Annotated in this window: 17 protein-coding genes and 4 pseudogenes; 8 read left to right on the forward strand and 13 right to left on the reverse strand. The window is 42.5% G+C overall.

Translation table 11 applies throughout. The features are described 5' to 3' along the window. Positions 1-27 precede the first annotated feature (27 nt). Genes MHB49_RS18695 through MHB49_RS18705 form a run of 3 tightly spaced genes read left to right on the forward strand, consistent with a single transcriptional unit; the run spans position 28 to position 1,661 of the window. Positions 28-441 (forward strand): ATP-binding cassette domain-containing protein, encoded by a 414-nt coding sequence (locus MHB49_RS18695; RefSeq protein ID WP_405152521.1) that lies wholly within the window; start codon positions 28-30, stop codon positions 439-441. Next, entirely contained in the window at positions 401-979 is a 579-nt protein-coding gene (locus MHB49_RS18700) for an AAA family ATPase (RefSeq protein ID WP_405152522.1), read from the forward strand. Before MHB49_RS18695 ends, MHB49_RS18700 begins: the two co-directional genes overlap by 41 nt. Next, a complete protein-coding gene (locus tag MHB49_RS18705) occupies positions 954-1,661 on the forward strand; it encodes an ABC transporter permease (RefSeq protein ID WP_405152523.1) in 708 nt (235 codons plus the stop codon). Before MHB49_RS18700 ends, MHB49_RS18705 begins: the two co-directional genes overlap by 26 nt. A 300-nt stretch (positions 1,662-1,961) precedes the next feature. Here the strand turns inward: MHB49_RS18705 and MHB49_RS18710 are convergent. The 3 genes and pseudogenes from MHB49_RS18710 to MHB49_RS18720 all read right to left on the reverse strand — a co-directional run. After that, a pseudogene (locus MHB49_RS18710) lies at positions 1,962-3,553 on the reverse strand (fructose-1,6-bisphosphatase); the annotation flags it as partial. After that, positions 3,550-3,945, reverse strand: coding sequence for a VOC family protein (locus MHB49_RS18715; protein ID WP_247897617.1), 396 nt, complete (start codon positions 3,943-3,945; stop codon positions 3,550-3,552). The gene MHB49_RS18715 and the pseudogene MHB49_RS18710, both read right to left, overlap by 4 nt. A gap of 549 nt (positions 3,946-4,494) precedes the next feature. Then, positions 4,495-4,878, reverse strand: coding sequence for a MerR family transcriptional regulator (locus MHB49_RS18720; protein ID WP_405152524.1), 384 nt, complete (start codon positions 4,876-4,878; stop codon positions 4,495-4,497). A gap of 230 nt (positions 4,879-5,108) precedes the next feature. Between MHB49_RS18720 and MHB49_RS18725 the strand changes: the two genes are divergently transcribed. Then, positions 5,109-5,897, forward strand: a complete 789-nt coding sequence (locus MHB49_RS18725) for an SDR family NAD(P)-dependent oxidoreductase (RefSeq protein WP_405152525.1) — start codon at positions 5,109-5,111, stop codon at positions 5,895-5,897. Between the two features lie 427 nt (positions 5,898-6,324). On the opposite strand, the gene MHB49_RS18730 is transcribed toward MHB49_RS18725, so the two are convergent. The 5 genes and pseudogenes from MHB49_RS18730 to MHB49_RS18750 all read right to left on the reverse strand — a co-directional run bounded on the left by MHB49_RS18730 (position 6,325) and on the right by MHB49_RS18750 (position 11,409). Beyond that, positions 6,325-6,675, reverse strand: a complete 351-nt coding sequence (locus MHB49_RS18730) for a hypothetical protein (protein ID WP_405157177.1) — start codon at positions 6,673-6,675, stop codon at positions 6,325-6,327. 293 nt (positions 6,676-6,968) lie between these two features. Then, positions 6,969-8,219, reverse strand: a complete 1,251-nt coding sequence (locus MHB49_RS18735; protein ID WP_405152526.1) for an MFS transporter — start codon at positions 8,217-8,219, stop codon at positions 6,969-6,971. Positions 8,220-8,803: 584 nt separating this feature from the next. After that, on the reverse strand, positions 8,804-9,700 hold the full coding sequence (locus MHB49_RS18740; RefSeq protein WP_405152527.1) for an alpha/beta fold hydrolase: 897 nt from the start codon (positions 9,698-9,700) through the stop codon (positions 8,804-8,806). Between the two features lie 166 nt (positions 9,701-9,866). Next, positions 9,867-10,643: a DUF2239 family protein gene (locus MHB49_RS18745; protein WP_405152528.1), complete on the reverse strand. Its 777-nt coding sequence runs from the start codon at positions 10,641-10,643 to the stop codon at positions 9,867-9,869. 185 nt (positions 10,644-10,828) lie between these two features. Continuing rightward, positions 10,829-11,409: pseudogene (locus tag MHB49_RS18750) on the reverse strand (TIGR00730 family Rossman fold protein). A gap of 111 nt (positions 11,410-11,520) precedes the next feature. Here MHB49_RS18750 and MHB49_RS18755 point away from each other — a divergent pair. Then, a pseudogene (locus tag MHB49_RS18755) lies at positions 11,521-12,442 on the forward strand (helix-turn-helix transcriptional regulator). Positions 12,443-12,611: 169 nt separating this feature from the next. Here MHB49_RS18755 and MHB49_RS18760 read toward each other — a convergent pair. Beyond that, positions 12,612-14,543 (reverse strand): fructose-1,6-bisphosphatase, encoded by a 1,932-nt coding sequence (locus tag MHB49_RS18760; protein ID WP_405152529.1) that lies wholly within the window; start codon positions 14,541-14,543, stop codon positions 12,612-12,614. 487 nt (positions 14,544-15,030) lie between these two features. Further along, the gene (locus MHB49_RS18765; protein ID WP_405152530.1) at positions 15,031-15,450 is read right to left on the reverse strand and encodes a MarR family winged helix-turn-helix transcriptional regulator; all 420 of its coding nucleotides are present in this window, start codon (positions 15,448-15,450) and stop codon (positions 15,031-15,033) included. Between the two features lie 407 nt (positions 15,451-15,857). Between MHB49_RS18765 and MHB49_RS18770 the strand changes: the two genes are divergently transcribed. Further along, a complete protein-coding gene (locus MHB49_RS18770; RefSeq protein ID WP_247897659.1) occupies positions 15,858-16,115 on the forward strand; it encodes a GlsB/YeaQ/YmgE family stress response membrane protein in 258 nt (85 codons plus the stop codon). A gap of 213 nt (positions 16,116-16,328) precedes the next feature. On the opposite strand, the gene MHB49_RS18775 is transcribed toward MHB49_RS18770, so the two are convergent. Then, complete coding sequence (locus tag MHB49_RS18775; RefSeq protein WP_247903191.1) at positions 16,329-16,847, reverse strand: DUF3231 family protein; 519 nt, start codon at positions 16,845-16,847, stop codon at positions 16,329-16,331. Positions 16,848-16,999: 152 nt separating this feature from the next. Here MHB49_RS18775 and MHB49_RS18780 point away from each other — a divergent pair, with 152 nt between their 5' ends. Continuing rightward, entirely contained in the window at positions 17,000-17,269 is a 270-nt protein-coding gene (locus MHB49_RS18780; protein WP_405152531.1) for a WGxxGxxG family protein, read from the forward strand. A 93-nt stretch (positions 17,270-17,362) separates the two neighbouring features. Then, positions 17,363-17,711 (forward strand): annotated as a pseudogene (locus tag MHB49_RS18785) (MBL fold metallo-hydrolase); the annotation flags it as partial. Positions 17,712-17,779: 68 nt separating this feature from the next. On the opposite strand, the gene MHB49_RS18790 reads toward MHB49_RS18785, so the two are convergent. Then, on the reverse strand, positions 17,780-19,462 hold the full coding sequence (locus MHB49_RS18790; RefSeq protein ID WP_405152532.1) for a carbohydrate-binding protein: 1,683 nt from the start codon (positions 19,460-19,462) through the stop codon (positions 17,780-17,782). A gap of 310 nt (positions 19,463-19,772) precedes the next feature. Beyond that, complete coding sequence (locus tag MHB49_RS18795; RefSeq protein ID WP_405157178.1) at positions 19,773-21,398, reverse strand: glycoside hydrolase family 43 protein; 1,626 nt, start codon at positions 21,396-21,398, stop codon at positions 19,773-19,775. Between the last annotated feature and the right edge of the window lie 40 nt (positions 21,399-21,438).

Below are 21,438 nucleotides of genomic sequence, written 5' to 3' on the forward strand. Positions count from 1 at the left end.
TTAATTTAGGTGGGAAGGACTGATACGATGGAAGAAATTATTCGAACCGTTAACTTGACAAAGCAATACGGGAATAAAGTCACTGTAGATCGCGTTTCGATTTCCGTTAAGAAAGGAGAAATCTATGGATTCCTGGGGTTGAATGGCGCCGGGAAAACAACAACCATTCGAGCTCTTCTCGGCATGAGCAAGCCTTCTTCCGGAGAAGTGTATTTGTTTGGTCAGCGCTGGGCGAATGGGAATCCCGATTTGTCGAGACGAGTAGGTTATATGGTGGAAGTTCCTTATGCCTACCCTAACTTTACCGTTAGGGAAAACTTGAGTTTGATGGCCAGGTTGCGAGGATTACCGGTTCCGAGGGCAGTTGACGAAATTATGGAGCAATTGAATCTGACCCAATATGCGGATAGTAAGGCAAGAGATTTGTCACTCACTTGGTAACGCGCAAAAACTTGGATTGGCCAAAGCGTTAATTCATAAGCCGGACGTTCTGATTCTCGATGAACCAACCAATGCGCTTGATCCAGCCGGAATTGTCGAGGTAAGAGAAATGCTGAAAGCTCTGGCTTCCCAACAAGGGGTTACCGTGTTTATATCGAGCCATATCCTGGAGGAAATGTCCAAAATGGCTTCTCGAATCGGCATTATTCACAAAGGCGTGTTGCTTGAAGAACTGACAACAAAAGACTTTGAAACCATCCGCCGAAAGCAGTTGATGATCGGAACGAAGGATGATCGGAAGGCTCAAGCTATTCTTTCAGACTCCGGATATGCGGTACATTCGACTTCGAATAACGGCTTTGCGCTACCGGATGATCATGCCGTGAAGCATCCCGAACATATTGCGAGATTGCTTGCTCATCATGAAGTACCGCTCACCATGCTTAACATTGAAGAAGAGAATTTGGAACATTATTTTCTCAAGGTAGTCGGAGCCCAGGAGGAAAAACGGAATGAGACCATTGTTGACAGCCTGTAGCGTTGAAGTTTACAAATTGCGTCGCTCCTTTGTTTTATGGGGTACGCTTCTGTTTATATTGTTTGTCATCACGTTGTTCTTAGGACAGCCCGATTTGCCTTCTTTTCTTGAACGGACTGCGTTTTTGTATGCATCGGTGTTTGGGCTGCTGGGGTTTGGATTGGTAACAAGTTGGACATTTGGCCGTGAGTATTCCGATCGAACGCTCAAGGATTTGCTCGTTTTGCCTGTATCGCGTGGTAAAATTGCGATTGCCAAATATGTCGCAATAATATTCTGGTGTTTTTTAATGATGTTGATCAGCTTTGCTTATGCCTTAATACTCAGTTTTGCTATTGGACTTCCTGGCTTTTCGTTTGCGATTGTACAACATTATTTCTTCCTAATACTTATAATTGGTGCTCTCCACCTATTATTAAGTGCACCTCTTGCCCTATTGGCCTGTGTATCGCGTGGTTATCTGGTGCCGATCGGCTTTGCATTTACAACTTTAATGTTGGCATTGGTGTTCGGGCCTACCGCCATTGGAGCTTATCTGCCTTGGTCTGTACCTGCTTTGCATTTGCAGGAAAGCGGAGTCGCTTTATTTCCCTTGTTGAGTACTAGCTATTTACTGGTTTTCTTAATAGGACTCATAGGACTCATTGGGACGGTTAAATGGTTACAAAACAGGGAGCAGTGATGATTTTACAAGCAAGACTTCTGCATAGAAATCCACAGTGTAGATACTTCCACTCTCCCTATGGATGCTGCCTGAGAGCCTTTTGTGAGTCCATGTTGATTGAAATAAAAATAAACTTATAACTTAGCCCCTCATACAAGAACTAGAGACCAATTTGCATGAGACTCTAGTTCTTGTTCATTAATTATTTCAACGCCCTTATGCGGCTGCTATGGGATTAGCTCTCATCTCCATCAGCTTTGCGGGCATTGGTTTTCAATTTTGCAGAGGTGAGAGGTTTTTGTGCTTTTAGCAATCGTTTTATTTCATGTAGCGATATTCCAGGAGGTCCTTCAAATTTGAGATTTTCTGCAGCAACTTCTCCCCGACATTGGTTTCCTTCACCAGTTTCCGTTCCAGTTCTTTATCCACCAGTCTTTTTACAGACAATACGTCCGTTCCGTTGCATAACACATCTTCTTTTGAATTGAATTTCTGATGGGCGACGAGCTGCATGCCAAAGGAATTAAACAACAAGGTGTATCCGGCGATGCCCGTTGTGGATTGATAGGCTTTGGAAAAACCGCCGTCAATCACAAGCATTTTTCCGTTAGCTTTAATGGGGCTCTCTCCACGACTTTCTTTGACTGGCGTGTGGCCGTTAATGACATGTCCATGATCCGGATTCAAATCAAACTCCAGCAAGATTTTTCGACAGATCTCTTCATTTTCACGTAAAAGGTAGTAAGGATTCTTTTTCTCCTTATGGGTTTCTTTATCTTGGATAAAATACCGTTCAAAAGTGGTCATTGCTCTCTTGCCAAAGAGCGAGGAACATTCCCCTGTCCAGATGTACCAGACCATATCCGTCGCCAGATCTTCTGACTCTTCCGGATGCGCAAAGGCGTAACGTAAATAATCTTCAAAAACATCAAGCAATTGACGGCCCGCATATGTCTTATCTTCAATCTGCATTTCTTCCATATTTCCTTCTTCATCCAAAGGTATACAGCCGTGGATTAACAAATTCCCATTGTATTTTAAATAAAGGCTGCCCTTTTTCATGAGAAAATTCATATGTCGGGCCAGCTTTTCGGAATGCTGAACGGAGAACAGCAGCTTTTCCATCACCTGGCGTTCTTCCTCCAGCAATTGTTCAGGCTGCTGCGGATTTACGGTTCTGAAACAGATGTTTTCCAGCGGGTACGTTTTTCTGCCGATTTTGATTTCATTTCTGTCGTAATCAATCTGCTGAAGTAAAAGCCTATCCGACATATTAAAATATGGGCGTCTCTTGATAATCGGGATTTCAAGCTTAAACTGGATCATGGCAATAGCCTGATGAATTTTGGTAATCTGCAGGATTTCCTGCTCCGAACCGTTATGGTCGGACTGCAGCTTTGGTCTGAAGGCCGGATTGTCATCATAATATTTCTCCGCCAAGTTTAGCAGTGGGCGAAGATTGATTCCGTATACGTCCTCGATGATGTCCAGATTGTCGTATCTGGCGCAGATCCGGATAATATTTGCAAGGCAGACCAGGGAACCCGCATAAGCGCCGATCCACAGGACATCATGGTTCCCCCACTGAATGTCTACAGAATGGTAGTTGATTAGCGTGTCCATAATTTTATCGGGGTCCGGCCCCCGGTCATAAATATCGCCAACCACATGAAGATGGTCAACCACCAGACGCTGTGTCGTATAAGCAAGGCCGATAATGAGATTGTCCGCCTGACCCAAGGATAGTTCAAAGCTTGCTCATTGCACAGGTCCCCTAATTCTTTGATTTTCTCTTTGACGGTACCTGAACCGTTTCTTAGTACATGCTGAAAAGCCTGGTACTCCCCATGCAAATCACTGACAAAATGCTCGGTTCCCTTCGGGAGATTGGAGATCACTTCAAGGTTTAGAGTACTTGCGCTATCTCCCAAATATGCCCGTCAGGATCGGCAAAACAAGCCGTCCGCCGCCCCCAAGGACGTGTTATTGGTCCATTTAACAATGTAACGCCTCGCATTTCCAACTCATTGCATACCTGGTCAACATCGACCACTTGGATTGTAAACAGGAACCTTGCACCATCTTCGACACGACCAAACTGAGCCGGATCAATCAACTCTCGGGCATTCGATTGATTTAAGAGATTTATGCATGTATTTCCGTAATCAAATACAGCGCAATTTTCGTCTTCGTACTGGATTAATAGTTGAAACGACTCTTGGTAAAATGTCTTTGACCGCTGCAGATCTTCCACAAATAATGTGATTTCGGTAATATTATTCGTCCAGCCAGTTATACCCATCTACATCCGCCTCCTATTATTTATTAGTAAACTCCCGTAATCATTCCGGCCTTTCGCCTATTCGTTCATTCTACTCTACATCCTGTAACTCAATTCGTTTGGTTGGAATTTTCTGTTTGCAATATGTGTTTTCGACGTTCTTATTCTACTAACCTTCCCATTAGCTTAATTAATTTACGAACAAAGATCGATTAGAAATATGCCCAATCAGCAATGTCACAATGTTCTTGTCCATTTCGGCAATCGGTACAAGTTCTTGTCCTCGGCTTGGGACAAGAACTTGGTTCCCTAGAACAAAAAGTCGCTATAATGGCGACTTTGAATGGAATATTTATCTGGTCCCGCGACACTTATCCGCTTCATTTTGATTTCCACACCTGTTTACTATGTATTCAACTTCAAATCATATAAATTAACTTCCTTATCAAGAAAAAAGGAAACGAAAAAACGCCCCCTATGGCGGAGCGTAGTTTCTTACCACATGGAACTTGAATGTAACCATTACGCTTGTTCGAATAAAGATATCTACCACTAATTCTTATATTAATCCTAAATTTTAATACTAGTTCGTTCAATCTGAGATTCTAAAACATCATACAGAGCAAGCTTATAATTTATTTTATCCAAGTTAAAATAGAGATCCCTTATACTCTGCTCTATTTCTTTTTTATGATTGAGCATCATTAATTTTCGTTCTGAAATTGTGGAGTCCCCTTCCTTGTATAAGTAAACGTATTTCTGAATTTGAGCAATAGGCATTCCTGTTGCCCGCAGCGCTGTAACAAAGTGTATCCAGCTTAAATCTTCTTTATCGTATAAACGCTTTCCATTCTCGTTTCTTTTAACATGTGGAAGCAATCCCTCTTTTTCATAATACCGAAGTGTGTGTGCGGCTATTTCCGTCATTCCAGTAACTTCTTTTATGGTCAACATAATAAAATTTCATCGCCTCCTATTAAAGTGTACTTTAAACAATTTCTTCAGATTCACTAATTGTGATCTCGAATTTTATACTACAAAAGGGAAAAAACATGATTAAATCAGGGTATATCTGTTTTATTATACCGTTTTTATTTTCCGAAAAAAACCTTTGACTTAAAGTGAACTTCACATATTATGATAGCAAGGTGAGTTAAATTCGATCTTTGAGAGGATGTAAACAGATGGAAAAGAAACATTTCGTACATGAAGCTACACAGACCACTATTTCAATTGTCACTGGCGGCAGTCGAGGACTCGGTCGTAATACTGCCCTTAACATTGCACGTCATGGTGGTGATGTCATTTTGACCTATCGTAGCCAAGTAGAAGAAGCAAAATCAGTCGTTGCTGAGATCAAAGCTCTGGGGCGAAAAGCGATCGCTCTCCAACTCGATATAGAAAACACATCCAGCTTCGCTAACTTCGCTGAAACCGTTGGTTCTATTTTAAAAACGAATTGGGGTAGCGCCACTTTCAATCATCTGGTGAATAATGCCGGTCATGGCGAAATGATCAGTTTTACCGAAACAACAGAGGCTCAATTCGATAGCTTATTCAATGTGCATGTAAAGGGCGTGTTTTTCTTGACTCAAGCCCTACTGCCGCTTCTTGCAGATGGTGGTCGTATCGTTAACTTCTCAACAGGTCTTACTCGTATCTCTTATCCCGGATTCTCGGCTTACTCTGCAGCTAAGGGTGCTGTAGAAATTCTAACCATCTATATGGCAAAAGAACTGGGCCACCGCGGTATCACCGTTAATACCATTGCACCGGGTGCAATTGAAACCGATTTTTTAGGCGGCGCTGTACGTGACACGCCAGCTTACAATAATGCGTTTGCTTCGATGGTTGCCCTTGGACGTGTTGGTGTGCCTGACGACATTGGTCCCGCTGTTGCCAGTCTACTCGATCCCGACAACCGCTGGGTGAATGCACAGAGAATCGAGATCTCCGGTGGTCAAAACATTTGATTTTTCGGAGGAAAACAATTTTATGTTAATTCGGTTTAGTTACGCAATATGATTTCCAAAACGTAACTATTTAGATGATAATCTAATCATAAATGACACAATATTCTTGTTCCTCTTCATGGGAGGGTATAAACATATACAGCCGATCACAATGATCGGCTACTTTCTTTGTTTTACACCGCTAGCGTTTGGATTAGCTTAATCAGATAACGAGAACCGATTGCCTAAACGAAGCACGTTCTTATCCCTCTACAACCTCTTTCTAGTCCTCGCCTAACAAAGCCAGAGGATTAAACGCTTCGTAATGAATGTTAGCCTGCTCTATTCCCCACTGTGTTAAAATCCGATAGATCGACTCCATAAATGGAATGGAACCACAGATGTAAAAGTCAGCTTTTTTTGATGGAACTACGGTTTGTAGCCACTTCTAATCAATTAGCCCCTCCAAGTCGTAGTTGCGAGCTTCCCGATCAAACGGAGTCGGGGACGTGTAACATACTATTGACTTGACATTATGATGTTTCTTCTCCATTTCAAGTAGATGTTCCTTAAAGATATGTGTCCCACTGTTAGCAGTGGCGTGGATAAAGATCACTTGCTGATCCGGTTTTTCTTTGACAACGGTGTTTAACATACTCAAAACCGGCGTAATTCCAATTCCTCCACTGATAAAGACAAGGGGGATATCCGTAGTTGTTATTATAAAATCACCAGCTAGAGCGGAGAATTCTAATGTATCACCTACTTGAACGTGTTCATGAAAGTAATTGGATACTATCCAATAGTTTAGAACGACTTACGATATATTCCAATTGAACTTCTCCTCTGTCCGTATAATAACTTTTTATGTACTCTAAAAATATTGTACCTTTAAAATGTTATTTCTTTGTTAAGCGCATCTTGTATGCTTTACATACATATCGTCCCCTTCAAGGGTCCCGCTTCACTTGCAGCTGATTATCGTTTGAAAAACTCAAAGCAAACAAAGAAATTTTTCAGTGCAATGAAGAAAAACCGACCACTTTTTCATGGCCGGCTCTTCTTCGTTAAATCCTTATGGATATCGCGATATTATGTCTCTACAACAGTATGTACGTTATCCGGGGCTTTTTGGCTCATGATCGGCACCATGACCAGTGCGCCAAGAAAAAATAATAATCCTGCTCCTCCATATATTGTACTCAGCGAAAAGGTACTCTTTAACGCGCCTGCGAAGGACATGGAAATGACCATCATGCCAACGAACATCGGATTCAGAACCCCATTCACCCGACCGACAATGGAAGCATGTGACCATTTCAAAATCATTGTGCTAATTCCAATATGGATACATGGGAACACAAGCCCGTTCAGAAATTGAACGGTCAGGGTGACCGGGACGCTTGTCGAATACCCTACAATTACTGTGCAGACCGCGCCTGCGATCATGCCTATCGCAAGAAGAACCTGGGGTCGAACCCGTTTCGCGAAGACAGCTATGATTCCACCACCAATCAGCATGGCCGTGCCATTCACCATCAGCAGATATTGTAGGAACTCCTCACTCTTGCCCAGCCGCTCCGTTACGATAAACAGGTTGAGAGCCTGGGCGACTCCCACAGCGAGTCCCGCGAGAATAAACGCAAGTCCGAGCATTCGCAACACTTGGCTTTGCCAGACATAGCGGAAACCTTCAATGATTTCTTTACGGAACTGCCCTTTTACAGCGGCCGTTTGAGCTTTTATATTATCCTCTGGCAGACGAATAAGAACGAGAGCAGAGAACAGAAAAGCCAAGCCCATGACAGCGATCGATATTTCAAGCCCAAACGTGCTGTAAACGAAGGTTCCGAGCATAGGACCAAGCACCATGAAGATGGCCATCAGCGATTGGAATAGAGCCATCCCTTGCTGGAGCTGTTCCTCGGGTACATGATACTTAAACAAACGCATACTTGAAGGTTGAGAGAATTGCGAAAGAATAGCCGAGATGAATGCGACAAGGTAAACGGAATGCCAAGAACCGTAATGTATGGTCAGAAGTACTACAAATACCGATACTGCGGATAATAAATCGCACCAGATCATCGTTCGCTTCGGCCGCCAGCGGTCGGCAAATGTACCTCCGATGAACGAAAAAACAAAAATTGGTGCGAATTCGGCTACGCTGATTAGCGAAATGGCGTATGGATCATTGTTTGTTCTATCCGCAACGTACAGGAGAATAGCGAAATTGCGTACCCAAATGCCAACCTGCAGGAGCACGCTTGATAATAAAATCGTCTGCAGGAACCGATTGCGAAACATGCTTGGTACATTCGTGTTTTTCTCGTGCCTATTCAATCTTTTCAACCTCCAATTTGTCCAAAAATATTCCCATTTCGAGTAAGATATGACTCTCCTTTCAATTCCTTATTATACGGACTTCCTCATCGTTCACCTCATACTAAAGACTGAATTTTCAGAGTGCGTGTCCCAAAACTAACCTTTTCCTGCCGGGCTCCAACCCGCTCTTCAAAACAAAAAAGCCCTTGAATATCAAGGACTTGACCAATGGACATAAACGTTGTTTACATGTTAATGGACTCTAAGGTATTTCGAGGGAGCGCAATGAATTAATTTATAACGTCTCTCTTAAAAATATTGTACCTTTAAAATGTTATTTTATTGTTAAGCGGATCTTGCATGCTTCACATTGATATTGTCAACTCTGAGGTCAATACATGGACACAACGATCAACCTCGTTAGGAAAGACGACAATTATACTTCAATTACGCTTTAAATAATCCTCTCCCAATGGGCATATATTTTTTTCGGACCCAAGCAACATAGCCATCCCACAGAGTGGGACGGCTTCAAACTGGCTATATTTGTGTTCGTAGTTATGAGGGTACCAGTCGTAACTCAAAGCTTTCTTTTCACGATGCTATCCTTTGCGTCGGGCTGTCCGTACGATTCCATCAACAACAGTTTCAAACAACTGTTCCGGCAGATCATGTCCCATGCCTTCAAGTAATATGAATTCTGCACCAGAGATGGCATGAGCCGTGTCTTTTCCGCATGCTGGGACAAACATAGGGTCATCCACCCCATGGATTACTAATGATGGAACATTTACTTTTGCCAATTGAGGACGACGGTCTCCAGAAACAGCAATAGCTGCAATTTGCCGCCCTACACTCCCCGGATCATAAGCTCGCTGAACCTCTTCTCGAATAATTGAATGGTATTCGTTCTCGTCAAATGGATAACCTGTGCCGGCGATACGTCTGGCCAAAGCAGCACTATGAGCTAAGTATCCTGCCTCATCCTCCATTGGGTTTGGTGCCGGCCGAGTCATTAACTCCATTACATCAGGCGATGTTGGTGGGAGTTCGGGATTTCCTGTTGTTGACATGATGGAAGTAAGAGATAAAATACGCTCCGGATATCGGCTGGCAACAAGCTGAGCAATCATGCCGCCCATTGAGCGTCCAACGACATGTGCCTTTTGTATTCCAAGAGCATCTAGCAGTCCAATCGTATCATCAGACATATCGTTGAGCGTGTATGGAATATCCGGGCGCTGTCCCGACATTAGAGTTTTTGCGAGTGCTTCAAAATCTAACATAGCGTAATGGTTAAAGTGTGTGGATAGGCCGGTATCACGATTGTCAAAGCGAATGACTCGAAATCCGCGCGCCGCCAACATCTCACAAAATGGAACGGTCCACCGGATCATTTGGGTTCCAAGCCCGGCAATCAGAAGAATGGTTTCGTCCTTTTCGTTGCCATAGCTATCATAGGCGATATCAATACCGTTTACTTTCATTAACATATTCATTGTGTTATTCTCCTAAAATTCAATATTTTGGTACCTCCGTGATGGTCAATAGTCGAGAATCTTCAATGGCTGCAGTTCGATGTCCAATCTTCCGCTAATGGGTTGGTTAGGGGTTTAGTCTGAGCGAGATGTATAGTCTGCGGCGAAAACGCACCTAACTCCATTCCTATATGAATGCACCCTTGGCTAAAGTTTTAATATAGTCTCTGATACCAGGTGTCCAATCATCAATTAATCCATAAAAGAGATCCTCATTCCCGGCATACAATGCTCTCAAAGCCTCCTCATACTGAGGGAAATCGCCAGCCATTGCCGTCATAAAATGATAACTTGCTTCTTGTGCGACGCGAACTTTACTTTCGTTCTCTCCCATGCGCCGAGCTTCATCAATCAGTTTTCGCAGCGTTACGGAAGCTCCTCCGGGTTGAGCTTTAAGCCAGTCCCAATGCCTGGGAAGCAAAGTAACTTCACCGGACACCACGCCCAGCTTGGGACGGCCAACCCTGCGAGAGGGTTGTTCATTTTCTTTCGTATCCGGTATACGTCCAGCCTGGCTGTTTAACCGCTCAAGCACCTCAGCTGTGTTTCCACGAAAATCAATATCTAGTGGTTTACCGGTCAAATCGTCAAAAATAAGCAATTGTATTAACTTACTGTCCTCCAAGGTATCTTTTGCGATTTCGACAATGTAATGTAGTGTACCTTTGGCAAAACAATCTTTCTCTAAAAAAGCAGTGCAGCTTATTTGAGCAGGTGAAGCCTGCATGTTACCCCTCCTTTTTCTTCCTTCCTCAATCATTATACCCGGGTAAAAAGATAAAATCAATATTACCCGGGTATTATTCATTTTACGTCCAGATATCAACATCACAAATTGATTTGAATAGTCTTTGCTGTAAAATCCTCGATATTCGCAATTGACGTGCGTATTCGCCCAGGTCATAACAAAAAAACAGCCCCTAGTGGCTGTTTTTTAGAAATAATTCGTATGAAGACGAATAGCCTCTTTTTTATCTTCTCCGAACCCGTTTTATTCTTTTGTTCTTTAATCGCTATAAAAAATGCCCCCTAGAATTTCATTGGCTAAACCCAGGGGTTTTTCTGTCTCTTCTTTAGTGAATGCTTTAATCAAGTACGTTTTTCCGTGAGATACGTTCTGACAGGAGGAGCAGTATACATTGAAAATTGATTAAGTATCCCTTCTGGAGTTTGATCTATTAAGACCATTTCCCGAACGTTCGGTTGCATGAAGCGTTCCCGGTCCATAACATTAAACATGGATACAATGGGATCGAAGTACTGATTAACATTCAATAAACCACAAGGCTTTTGATGCAGGCCAAGCTGGCCCCAAGTAAATATCTCAAAATATTCTTCCAATGTCCCTGGCCCACCTGGGAGTGAAATAAATCCATCTGCCAATTCAGCCATTTGGCTTTACGTTCATGCATAGAATCGACCATAATAAGTTCAGTCAGACCTTTATGCGCAATCTCACGTGTCTGTAAAAAATGAGGAAGCACTCCAATTACACGGCCCCCTTTTTCTAACACTGCATCAGCAACTTCTCCCATGAGCCCCGTAATAGCGCCTCCGTAAATCAGGGTAATTTCGCGTCTGACTAGTTCATGACCCAGTTCTATTGCAGCTTCTTTATAAATTGCAGATTTTCCTTCTTTGGAACCACAGAATACAGCGATTGATTTCATAGTTACATTTTCTCCATTTCTTTTGTTAAATGCTTCATACTTTCTATATATTACAGGTGAAACTATGACATCATTATGTCATAATTAGATTAAAAATTTTGGGGGATCTCCGTGAAAATTGAAAGAGTTTTATCGATAGTGTTACTTTTGTTAGAACGTAAAAAAGTGAGTTCCTCTGAATTAGCGAAAATGTTTGAGGTCACTCCTCGTACTATCTTTCGAGATATCGAAACTATTACTAAAGCTGGAATTCCAATCACCTCTTCCCCTGGTGTGAATGGGGGCTTCAGTATTATGGAACGTTACAAATTTGAGAAGAAGATCTTTACACAAGCGGAGATATTAGTTTTAATACTTGGATTAAACAGTATCCATTCAACTGTTTCTAGCGATGAAGTCTTGAATGCCATTGCTAAAGTGAAATCTTTGATCTCGGAAAATGAAAATCGACTGGTAGATAAACTAATAGCAATTGATCCTTCACCTTGGTTCGGAAGTACTCATGTCAAACCACCTGAATTAGGACAAATTAGAACCGCAATTGAAGAAGACCGCTTAATAACATTTGAATATCTAGATCCTTTTGAAGGTATGACTCCGTTGGAACTCACCATTGAGCCTTGCCGACTAGTATTGAAGAATTCAGTGTGGTATATGCAAGGGTTTTGTACAGAGAAAGGGGATTCGAATGTTTAAGGTTTCCCGCATTTCTTCTCTTGTTACTCACCATGATACATTTAAGAAAAGACAAATCGAAGACGAGGTTTTAGATATAACGGAGAAAGATCTCATTCACTTAACTCTGCTTTTTGACCAATCACTTATTCCTTATATGAGGGAGTACTGTGGAGAGAAGAACATTCGTCTCTATGAAGGAGCTAAGTGGATAGCCAAGTTCCCCTTCATTGCAAATGACCATGGATATACTCATTTACTTAGCTTTGGAGACAAATGTGAGTGTATCGAGCCTGAACATGTAAGAAGCGAGTTAACCAAACGAATTGAGAGTATTTACAAAGTCTATTCCACTTAAAAATCGGTGAAAGTGTTATCTAAGTTTTCTAGATAAGCTTAAAGTAAATCGCTCTGTAAAAAAAGAAAGGCTCGCACAGGCAGGATATTAATACTTCCTGCCCAATACGAGCGTCTACGTCAAATTGCACTCAAACGGTCGATCCGGGTGTGTACTTTTAGCAATCGTTTTATTTCATGTAGCGATATTCCAGGAGGTCCTTCAAATTTGAGATTTTCTGCAGCAACTTCTCCCCGACATTGGTTTCCTTCACCAGTTTCCGTTCCAGTTCTTTATCCACCAGTCTTTTTACAGACAATACGTCCGTTCCGTTGCATAACACATCTTCTTTTGAATTGAATTTCTGATGGGCGACGAGCTGCATGCCAAAGGAATTAAACAACAAGGTGTATCCGGCGATGCCCGTTGTGGATTGATAGGCTTTGGAAAAACCGCCGTCAATCACAAGCATTTTTCCGTTAGCTTTAATGGGGCTCTCTCCACGACTTTCTTTGACTGGCGTGTGGCCGTTAATGACATGTCCATGATCCGGATTCAAATCAAACTCCAGCAAGATTTTTCGACAGATCTCTTCATTTTCACGTAAATGGTAGTAAGGATTCTTTTTCTCCTTATGGGTTTCTTTATCTTGGATAAAATACCGTTCAAAAGTGGTCATTGCTCTCTTGCCAAAGAGCGAGGAACATTCCCCTGTCCAGATGTACCAGACCATATCCGTCGCCAGATCTTCTGACTCTTCCGGATGCGCAAAGGCGTAACGTAAATAATCTTCAAAAACATCAAGCAATTGACGGCCCGCATATGTCTTGTCTTCAATCTGCATTTCTTCCATATTTCCTTCTTCATCCAAAGGTATACAGCCGTGGATTAACAAATTCCCATTGTATTTTAAATAAAGGCTGCCCTTTTTCATGAGAAAATTCATATGTCGGGCCAGCTTTTCGGAATGCTGAACGGAGAACAGCAGCTTTTCCATCACCTGGCGTTCTTCCTCCAGCAATTGTTCAGGCTGCTGCGGATTTACGGTTCTGAAACAGATGTTTTCCAGCGGGTACGTTTTTCTGCCGATTTTGATTTCATTTCTGTCGTAATCAATCTGCTCAAGCAAAAGCCTATCCGACATATTAAAATATGGGCGTCTCTTGATAATCGGGATTTCAAGCTTAAACTGGATCATGGCAATAGCCTGATGAATTTTGGTAATCTGCAGGATTTCCTGCTCCGAACCGTTATGGTCGGACTGCAGCTTTGGTCTGAAGGCCGGATTGTCATCATAATATTTCTCCGCCAAGTTTAGCAGTGGGCGAAGATTGATTCCGTATACGTCCTCGATGATGTCCAGATTGTCGTATCTGGCGCAGATCCGGATAATATTTGCAAGGCAGACCAGGGAACCCGCATAAGCGCCGATCCACAGGACATCATGGTTCCCCCACTGAATGTCTACAGAATGATAGTTGATTAGCGTGTCCATAATTTTATCGGGGTACGGCCCCCGGTCATAAATATCGCCAACCACATGAAGGTGGTCAACTACCAGACGCTGTGTCGTATAAGCAAGCCCGATAATGAGATTGTCCGCCTGGCCCAAGCATATAATTTGCCGATATATTTCCTCGTAATAAGGATCCTTATTGTTGGTCGAATCCGTCTTGTATAGAAGCTCTTCTACAATATATACATACTGCTCTGGCAGAGCTTTACGCAATTTCGAGCGCGTATACTTGGAAGAGGCATAAGAAATAAGCTTAAGCATGTGTTCAATCGTTTGTCTATACCACTGGTTCAAAGCTTGTTTATTACACAGGTCCCCTTTAACCAGCTGTATTTTTTCTTCCGGATAATAAACCAACGCCGCAAATTCATTGATTTCTTGATCTGTCCAAGCCTCACGGAATAATTCTTTGATTTTCTCTTTGACGGTACCCGAACCGTTTCTTAGTACATGCTGAAAAGCCTGGAACTCCCCATGTAAATCACTGACAAAATGCTCTGTTCCCTTCGGGAGATTGGAGATCGCTTCAAGGTTGATGATCTCTGTTATGACTTTTTCTTCCGTATCATATTTCTCGGCCAATAAATCTAGAAACTGCTCATCCAAAACAGATGTCCCCCTTCAAGGAAGTTATGTTGTATTGATTTTATAGGAAATTTCCAAGGACAATCCTTTTGAACAATAGCTAAAAAGAAAAACATGTTTTTGGTAACTCTTTACCTGTATGGTTAACAATAAAAATAAAATTATTTATATGGTGATTATCAGCATTGCCTTCCCCATCATACTCCAGTTCCTTATATATGGACAAATTTCATTAAAGGGATATATTTTGAGTTGCTCTTTTAAGCACACTGACTCTCGTAATATCCCGTTACTTAAAACTTTCGATACCTAACAATACAAGTTCTTTGTCCTTAGCTTGGGACAAGAACTTGTACCAATAAAATAAAAAACCGCTAATATAGCGACTTCAAAGGAGACATGTTCCTGTCCCTCGACAAACTTTAATTATGTTAGTTAGCGAGCTAACGTTTCTAGTTACCATTAGAGAAAATATTATTCTCACCAGGTCTTAACCCATATCACAATGTCATTCCTTAGAGGAAATATCCGATACAAACTTTTCAAGTTTATCAGCGTCATCCATTGTTAGTAAATTGAATTGAGCATCAGCCAAATTATGCAGATTTGGAAGTATAGAATGTATTAAGTATTTACCTTTATCAGTTAGTTGTACGAATATTACTCTACGATCGGAATTACAAGGAATCCTAATTAGCAACTCTTTTTTCTCCAATTTGTCCAGGATATACGTTAAAGCACCACTAGTCAAAGAAACACTTTGTGTAATTTGTTGGATCGCTTGTTTTTCTATATGTTCAAGCGACACTAACACAGAAAGTTCCGTAAAAGTTAGGTCTGCTTTCTTTAACTCACTCCGAAATTGGTCCTGAATAATTTTTGACATTTGGATGATATTAAGACAGGCTTGATATCGGAAATTATTCATTGTATTATCACTCCATTTTAAAAAACCTCAATTTAAAGATTCTTAATTTAAATATTACTTTTCGTAAATACTTTTGTCAATTTTCATTTCATGTTTTAGGAAAAACTCATTTGAACAGATCACAGTGAAGCAAATTTGCGATTTAGCAATGGTATCCCTCACTCCATTTGATAATTTTCAGGAATTGTTTTCTATTGCAACAAAACATAAACCCTTATTTTCCCAACTACTATTTGAAGAAAGAGATTCGAAGCAGACGCGGTAGAATTTGATGGTCCTTCCCCTATGGCCTGTTCGTTCGACGTGTTTTTTTCAGTCAAATTAGATTCCTCCACCAACTGGAAGATGAGGTATATTCAATGAGCCCAACATAACTTGTAATAAACCCGAAGAAAGGAGAACAATCCATGGATCTGCTCTGGGTACTCATCGTTGGTGGACTTATTGGCTGGTTAAGCGGCAACTTGATTGGGCGGGACGTACCTGGTGGTGTAATTGGGAACATTATTGCGGGTTTTATCGGTTCCTGGTTAGGAACGGAATTGTTGGGACCAAGAGGGCCGGTGATTGGCGGATTTCACATTATTCCAGCCATCGTTGGCTCGATTATTGCCCTGCTCATCTTCTTCGCTCTGGCACGCGGCGGAGCCTTCCGAAGACGTTAACAAAGAGAGGCGGAAACCGATACCGTCGTTAATTAGATAAAAGGACCGCAAGCATTCATCGATGGAAGATGAACACTTGCGGTCCTTTTTTTATTTTTGTAATGATTTCATTCATTATTTTAACCTTATTGGAGTGGTTGACCAAAGAGTGTGGGAAAATTTTGTATTTCAACGGTTGGAACATTTACTGGAGCGCAAATGAAGTTAGTAGTTTTAAACCTCAACTGCTTCGGGTCTTTTCACTTGAAGAGGCGGAGGAATAAGCCACCCTTTTTCTTTACTTAGTTGAAGAATACGAACGCCTAAAGCAGTTTTCGTAACATGATACTTTGCAAATAAGGCTCCAATATCCTCTCTAATCGATTGCCCCATAACTTGACTACAAGCAACCAATCCCATTGAAGTATCCGATGCAATCTTTGCCGCTATCTCCGGATCCGTAAATCTTGCACCAACAGGAATATCTTCAAGTTTTACTGGAGGTCTTTCTGGTAAAGCCGGCGTTGGCGCAATTCCGTTATCCGTAAGCAGCGTATCACATTCTTTAATCTCAAGTTTAGCTTGATCTATCAGCGCTTCTAATGTTTTTTTTAAATCCTTATCTCCTGCATGATTTAGAAATGCCTGGTAGAAGGAAAGCGCTCCCTTCGCAACTGTTGAACATTGCCATACACTGAAGATTTCCCCATAATGCATAGGTTCACTTTTTGGATTTCCACTTAATATTCCCATCATAAACACTCCTTTAATTTTAATTTTCCACCGGATATATAGTCCCAACTTCAATAACAACATATTCAACATAATCATAAATTCATAATGGAATAATGCATTTATTTTTGGGGAAACTACTTTCATCACACGATCAAGGGGGCTAGGTTTTTATGAAAAAACAATTAACCACTGCTGTTGTTTCAATATTCTTATTGGCTTCTTTAGCTGTTCCAGCGTCAGCTCACGATGTAAATGAAGCTGCGGTTGATGGACGAGACAATAACACGTACCATTATAACAGCACCACTAATAACCCAAACACTGTAAGAGCACATTCAACAGCTAACGATAACCGTATGGACTGGGGATGGCTTGGATTACTTGGATTACTTGGTCTAGCTGGCATGCGTAAAAGAGTATCAGATCACTCTGATCGCTAATTTTAAATCTTCGCATCATTTGGAAAATAAGAGCTCTGTCAAAATGACAGAGCTCTTTTTAAGATGAAGAATTAGATGTCGTGGGATAAGACAAAGTTTAGATGGATTTCATACCCCAGGACATTCTCCTGGTCATGTTTCGTTATTTCGGGAAAGTGACGGATCGTTAATCGCAGGTGACGCTTTTACTACTGTTAAACAAGAGTATATGTATAAAGTATTTACACAGGAATTAGAAATAAGCGGCCCCCCTCGCTATTTAACAACAGATTGGGAAGCTGCAAAGCAATCTGTTATTAAACTGGAGGCTTTAAAGTCAAAGGTTGCTGTAACTGGTCATGGATTGCTGATGTCCGGTGAGGTGCTAACAACAAGCCTGAAAAAACTTGTTAATGAATTTGACCAAATTGCTGTACCGGATTATGGAAAGTACGTTAACTAACTACTAATGAAACAAAGAATGCATTATAAAGGGAGATGTTAATCTCCCCCTGCAGAACCGATGCACATTTATTGCGCTGCTGTAACCGTGATATTATCCACATTCGGCCCTTCCGTGCCGGTTGTTACCACTTTAATCGTATTGGTTCCCATGTTCATGGGGACCTGAATGGTTTTTTCACTCCAAGTCGACCAGCTGCCGGTTGCCGGGAAGGGTTCGTTGCTGATGACTTTGGTCCCGTTGACGAAAATGTCGAGATTACGTGTTCCGCTTTCCAGCGCATAACGAAACTTTACGTTTTTGGTACCTGTTATCGTGTTGTTGATGGCATTCCATTGAATCGCTGAACCCGTTAAAGCGTTGAAGTTCACATACCCAGACCCAGTGTAACCCGGATAGAGGGTCTCGATGACAGCATCGGTAAGTGTAGTGCCGGTCTCCGCTTCGTACGTGGTTCCACTACCTGGATTAACGCCACCGCTGTCGGTGATGTTGGCTACGAACGTAGTTACGCTTTGGGCTGGCAGTTGTGCTGTAAAGGTTCCGCTAGACACTGTAATCGGTGCTCCGGTTGCAAGATTTCGACTGCTATCCGTAACCCATGAGGAGACAGTGGAGGCGTTACCATTCTGCAAAACGAACTTTTGGCTTGCAGCTGAGGTGCCGCGATTAATCGCCACAATGACCACTTTATTATCGCCTTTGTAGGCTGAAACGAAAGTATTGGTATCCGGATTTTTGGTTGCATCTACTCTGTAATAGCCTGGTCGCACAAATTTAGAGAAATGGGCCATATTATATCCACGTTTGCTAATGGTCCCGTCTTCATTCATTGGACCGTATTGTCTGCGAATGTACCACCATACATATGCCTGAAAATCCCCTTCAACCATGGCGTTGTGCATATGGTAAGATACGTCCAGTGCCTCAGGCCAGCGGTCCGATGAGTTGTTATCACTGTTCGGGTAATACACTTCAGTCATCCACAGTTCTTTACCGGCTCCTTTTTGTTTAAAGAGCGGGTATGCAAAATCTTTGAACTGGGTTCCATACGTATGTGCTCCCAGGATGTCCATGTTGGCAAGTGCCTGAGGATCATTGAGGATAGGGTCAGACATGTTTTTCAAGTACTGAAACGATTCAGGTGCCATGACCTTGGTATTTTGAATGGAGCCTGCATTCTCCTTCATGAAACGAAGCATCTCCTGCGGTGTCCACCAGGTCCAGTCGTGGGCATAATCCGGCTCATTTTGTACCGAGATGGCATATAGGTCTACGCCATTATTTTTCATATAAGTGACGAAGTCGTTCAGATGCTGTGCGTACGCGGCGTATTTGTCGTATTTCAGTCGTTTAGCGTTCGTATCCCCATTTCGATTAAAGGTTTCGACCATATCACTTGGCGGATTCCAAGGTGAAGCGAATACGAGAGCACCTTGCTCGATCGCCCTTTTCGCGGTGGCAACCTCTCTATACCAGTTATTTCGATTTTCGTCGACATAAATTCTTAAAATGGTAAACCCAAGCTGATTTTGTCCGTTGCCAAAGGCGGTTTCACGCTGGGATGCCGTTAAGTCGCCGATCCAGGCAGGATGATTAATCCCCCCAAAACCCTTGATGAGCTGTTTTTCAGATGATAAATTAATGTTGGCATCACTTGCGGCCGACACGTGGGTCGGAGTTAACATTAGAGGCAGTGCCGTCAAACAGGCCAACAGAATGTGGACTGATTTTTTCAAGTTCAATTTCAATAGTTTCACCTTCCTCAAATTGATATAAATATGAGAGCGTATTTATACAAGCCAACTGGTTCAGTAATCAAATAGAATTGTATTTACCACATCCTCTCGAACCGCAAAATAATTCTACTTACATTTGTAAATTTTACTATATTACCCCCTTCTCCAAAACCTGACAAAATATAGTTCATTTGTTGAATCTCTAACATATCGGATGTTAATGACAAAAAAAGATGACCCCTAATGAGCATAGGAGTCATCTGTAAGTATGAAGTACGTTCAAGTTACTACTTCAAAAACGAATACAACTAAAGGTGCTGGTTCAGATGTGAATCGTATTCGTTCCTTTTTCAGTGTTGGTTGTTTGGTTGTTCGTTTCTTTGTATGCGAAATAATCAAAGTCAGCATGTTTGCGGCTCCCGCCAAGATCCTGCACACAAAGCCCGATATAAGTTCCTGTAAACCGGATGTACTCCGGGGATTCATCGCACAGATGCGTGATATCCGTCCACCCGCCTGTCTGAACCCATGATGAATCATCATCTAACGCATGGTAAAAGCAAGCACGATCATGATGGACTACAGCTTTCAAACGAATTCGATTCCCCTTTTGCAGTGGAATATCCTCTTCCAAGAGTTCATCATACACTCCGTATTTGGACTGAATGATGCCAAGACACAGCCCCTTTTCTTCATGATAAGTTACCCGCAGATAGAGGTAGTCCTGAGTATCGTAATACAGAATTAGCCCTGCCATTTGCTGCGGATGGTCCGGCGCGAATTCAAGACACGTCTCGGCTTCGCATTCAAAAGACTGCAACCTGCGGGCAAGCATGCTTTGTCTGTGCGTTGAACTCATCGATTCCATCCCATGCAAGCGTAAATAACCCGGACGTTCCGTCAAACTAAGCCATGTTGCGTCTGGCGGAATACGAAGTGTATTCCAATCGTGACGAAGCTTGGCCTGATCAAAATGGTCCATCTCCCCTGTCGGTTCAAACGGGTGCGGCTTAATCTTCGGCCCTGTCACCTGAAGCTCCGGATACCGATCCCCGCTTGCAAGCCTCAGCCATCCCTCATCACTCCAGAAACAACGCTGCAGCGCCGTTTCACGTCCAAGAATGCAGTGTTTCTCTCGAATAGGTCTTCCCACAAGATGAGCCATGTACCATTCGCCCGTATGCGTCTCGACGAGACTGCCATGGCCCGCCTTTTGCAGCGGTAAATCCGTCCTGCCTTGTGAAGTGAGAATCGGGTTAGCCGGATCGACTTCGTAAGGTCCCTGCAATATACGAGAACGGGCAACCGTAACGGCATGCTCGTATCCGGTTCCGCCTTCAGCTGTGACTAAGTAGTAATAGTCGTTGTGTTTATAAAGATGAGGCGCTTCCGTCAGTCCCAGTTCTGTTCCCTTAAAAATGTTAACCGCAGGTCCGACCAGCTTTTGTTCCTGAACCGAGTATTCCTGCAGCACGATGCCTGCAAATCGGTTTTTGCCTTTACGGTGATCCCAGATCATATTGACCAGCCACTTGCGTCCATCTTCGTCATGAAACAAGGAAGGGTCAAAGCCGCTGCTGTTCAAATATACGGGATCGGACCAAGGCCCTTCTATATCCGTTGTGGTGACAAGGTAATTATGGGTATCTTTAAAAGCGCCTATCCGGCTCTTCACATCGGTATATATCAGGTAAAACACGCCGTTATCATAGCTGAGACAAGGAGCCCATACACCTCCCGAATTAATGTTTCCCTCCATTCTTAGCTGAGCGGTGCGAGTCAGCGGAGAAGGCATCGCCCGCCAATGCACCAGATCCCTGGAGTGGTGAATGCGTACACCAGGGAACCACTCAAACGTAGAAGTGGCGATATAATAATCTTCTCCTGCCCGGCAGATGGAGGGATCGGGGTGAAAGCCGGGAAGAATGGGATTGGTGATCATGTTGATCGTATTCATTAAGAAACCTCCGGTAAATACATAATATCGG

The organism is Paenibacillus sp. FSL K6-0108 (assembly GCF_045040695.1).
GTDB classification, from domain to species: domain Bacteria; phylum Bacillota; class Bacilli; order Paenibacillales; family Paenibacillaceae; genus Paenibacillus; species Paenibacillus pabuli_B.